Below are 3,495 nucleotides of genomic sequence, written 5' to 3' on the forward strand. Positions count from 1 at the left end.
CTTCTGATTTTTACAATCAGACGTTCTTTAACAAGGTGGAAAGTAAAGTTGTAATACTGCAAATTAATTGACGAGTATGTAACAAAAGTCTATCTGACTAACTAACATACCTGTCCGGCGAATTTATTGTTTTTACAAATCATGAGATCCAGTGTTATGGAGTCCGGTCTGGGCTTTGTAACATTAATCGAAATTTTGTAAGTCGTGCACATTCAGTTGCTTGAGTTATATGGTCAAGCGACTAAGCGCATACGGTGGATGCCTTGGCAGACAGAGGCGATGAAGGACGTAGGAGCCTGCGATAAGGTTAGGGGAGCTGGCAAACACGCTTTGATCCTAACATTTCCGAATGGGGAAACCCACCCGCTTGCGGGTATCCATAGCTGAATACATAGGCTATGGAGGCGAACCCGGGGAACTGAAACATCTAAGTACCCGGAGGAAAAGAAATCAACCGAGATTCCCTTAGTAGCGGCGAGCGAACGGGGATTAGCCCTTAAGCAACTTGTGTTTTAGTGGAACCTTCTGGAAAGTTGGGCGATACAGGGTGATAGCCCCGTACACGAAAAGGCACTTGTTGTGAAATCGAGTAGGTCGGGACACGTGATATCCTGACTGAATATGGGGGGACCATCCTCCAAGGCTAAATACTCCTGTCTGACCGATAGTGAACCAGTACCGTGAGGGAAAGGCGAAAAGAACCCCTGTGAGGGGAGTGAAATAGAACCTGAAACCGTATGCGTACAAGCAGTAGGAGCAGACTTGTTCTGTGACTGCGTACCTTTTGTATAATGGGTCAGCGACTTATTGTCAGTGGCAAGGTTAACCGTTTAGGGGAGCCGTAGGGAAACCGAGTCTTAATAGGGCGTCGAGTCGCTGGCAATAGACCCGAAACCGAGCGATCTATCCATGGCCAGGGTGAAGGTTAGGTAACACTGACTGGAGGCCCGAACCCACGTATGTTGAAAAATGCGGGGATGAGCTGTGGATCGGAGTGAAAGGCTAATCAAGCTCGGAGATAGCTGGTTCTCCCCGAAATCTATTTAGGTAGAGCCTCATGTATCACCACTGGGGGTAGAGCACTGTTAAGGCTAGGGGGTCATCCCGACTTACCAACCCTTTGCAAACTCCGAATACCAGTGAGTGCAATCATGGGAGACACACTACGGGTGCTAACGTCCGTAGTGGAAAGGGAAACAACCCAGACCGCCAGCTAAGGTCCCTAATACCAATTAAGTGGGAAACGATGTGGGAAGGCCCAGACAGCTAGGAGGTTGGCTTAGAAGCAGCCATCCTTTAAAGAAAGCGTAATAGCTCACTAGTCGAGTCGGCCTGCGCGGAAGATGTAACGGGGCTAAATTGGTAACCGAAGCTGCGGCTGCTATTTATAGCAGGGTAGGGGAGCGTTCTGTAAGCGGCTGAAGGTGTGCTGTGAGGCATGCTGGACGTATCAGAAGTGCGAATGCTGACATGAGTAACGATAAGGGGAGTGAAAAACTCCCCCGCCGGAAGACCAAGGGTTCCTGTCCAACGCTAATCGGGACAGGGTTAGTCGACCCCTAAGGCGAGGCCGAAAGGCGTAGTCGATGGGAAACAGGTTAATATTCCTGTACCTCTTATAACTGCGATGGAGGGACGGAGAAGGCTAAACTAGCACGGCGTTGGTTGTCCGTGTTTAAGGCTGTAGGCTGAGATCTTAGGCAAATCCGGGATCTTAAGGCTGAGAGCTGATGACGAGACTCTTTTAGAGTTGAAGTAGTTGATGCCATGCTTCCAAGAAAAGCTTCTAAGCTTCAGGTTATAAGGGATCGTACCCCAAACCGACACAGGTGGTCAGGTAGAGAATACTAAGGCGCTTGAGAGAACTCGGGTGAAGGAACTAGGCAAAATGGTACCGTAACTTCGGGAGAAGGTACGCCGCTGACGGTGATCGGACTTGCTCCGTAAGCTGTTGGTGGCCGAAGTGACCAGGTGGCTGCAACTGTTTATTAAAAACATAGCACTCTGCAAACACGTAAGTGGACGTATAGGGTGTGACGCCTGCCCGGTGCCGGAAGGTTAATTGATGGGGTTAGCACTTGTGCGAAGCTCTTGATCGAAGCCCCGGTAAACGGCGGCCGTAACTATAACGGTCCTAAGGTAGCGAAATTCCTTGTCGGGTAAGTTCCGACCTGCACGAATGGCGTAATGATGGCCACGCTGTCTCCACCCGAGACTCAGTGAAATTGAACTCGCAGTTAAGATGCTGTGTTCCCGCGGCTAGACGGAAAGACCCCGTGAACCTTTACTACAGCTTGACACTGAACTTTGAGCCTACTTGTGTAGGATAGCTGGGAGGCTTTGAAACTTAGTCGCTAGATTAAGTGGAGCCAATCTTGAAATACCAGCCTGGTATGTTTGAGGTTCTAACGTAGGTCCCTTATCGGGATTGCAGACAGTGTCTGGTGGGTAGTTTGACTGGGGCGGTCTCCTCCCAAAGAGTAACGGAGGAGCACGAAGGTACCCTAATCATGGTCGGAAATCATGAGTTTAGTGCAATGGCATAAGGGTGCTTGACTGAGAGACTGACACGTCGATCAGGTACGAAAGTAGGTCATAGTGATCCGGTGGTTCTGTATGGAAGGGCCATCGCTCAACGGATAAAAGGTACTCCGGGGATAACAGGCTGATACCGCCCAAGAGTTCACATCGACGGCGGTGTTTGGCACCTCGATGTCGGCTCATCACATCCTGGGGCTGAAGCCGGTCCCAAGGGTATGGCTGTTCGCCATTTAAAGTGGTACGCGAGCTGGGTTTAGAACGTCGTGAGACAGTTCGGTCCCTATCTGCCGTGGGCGTTGGAAAATTGAGAAGAGCTGCTCCTAGTACGAGAGGACCGGAGTGGACGAACCTCTGGTGTTCGGGTTGTCATGCCAATGGCATTGCCCGGTAGCTACGTTCGGACGGGATAACCGCTGAAAGCATCTAAGCGGGAAGCCTCCTTCAAGATAAGTTTTCCCTGGGAATTTAATTCCCCTAAAGGGCCGTTGAAGACTACGACGTTGATAGGCTGGGTGTGGAAGCGTTGTAAGGCGTTGAGCTAACCAGTACTAATTGCCCGTGAGGCTTGACCATATAACTGAGGCTACTGAGTGTGTTTATGCCCTATGGGTAGCTGAGGATGGGTATGGTAAGAGAGTCTAGATAGACTGAACACATACACAATTAATTTGTTTATATACAACTTTACGAATGACTGCGCAGTGTAACTGCTAGTGATTCGGACTTCGTAAGAAGTACTTCCACCACCCTATTTGGTTAGGTACGAGCCCTCATATGAAATGAGATAAGACTTAAGCCGGCCATCCAAGTTTGCTTGACGACCATAGCGAGTTGGAACCACCTGATCCCATCCCGAACTCAGAAGTGAAACGACTCAGCGCCGATGGTAGTGTGGGGATTCCCCATGTGAGAGTAGGTCATCGTCAAGCTTTTATTCCAAAAAACCCCTGTCGG

The 3,495-nt window shown here is 49.8% G+C and carries 2 rRNA genes; both read left to right on the forward strand.

Annotated features, from left to right (window positions below):
* Positions 1–231: 231 nt before the first annotated feature.
* Positions 232–3,114 (forward strand): 23S ribosomal RNA (locus tag Q1A41_RS20160).
* Positions 3,115–3,354: 240 nt separating this feature from the next.
* Positions 3,355–3,470 (forward strand): 5S ribosomal RNA (gene rrf, locus Q1A41_RS20165).
* Positions 3,471–3,495: the final 25 nt, after the last annotated feature.

The organism is uncultured Pseudoteredinibacter sp. (assembly GCF_947502065.1).
Taxonomy (GTDB): Bacteria; Pseudomonadota; Gammaproteobacteria; order Pseudomonadales; family Cellvibrionaceae; genus Pseudoteredinibacter.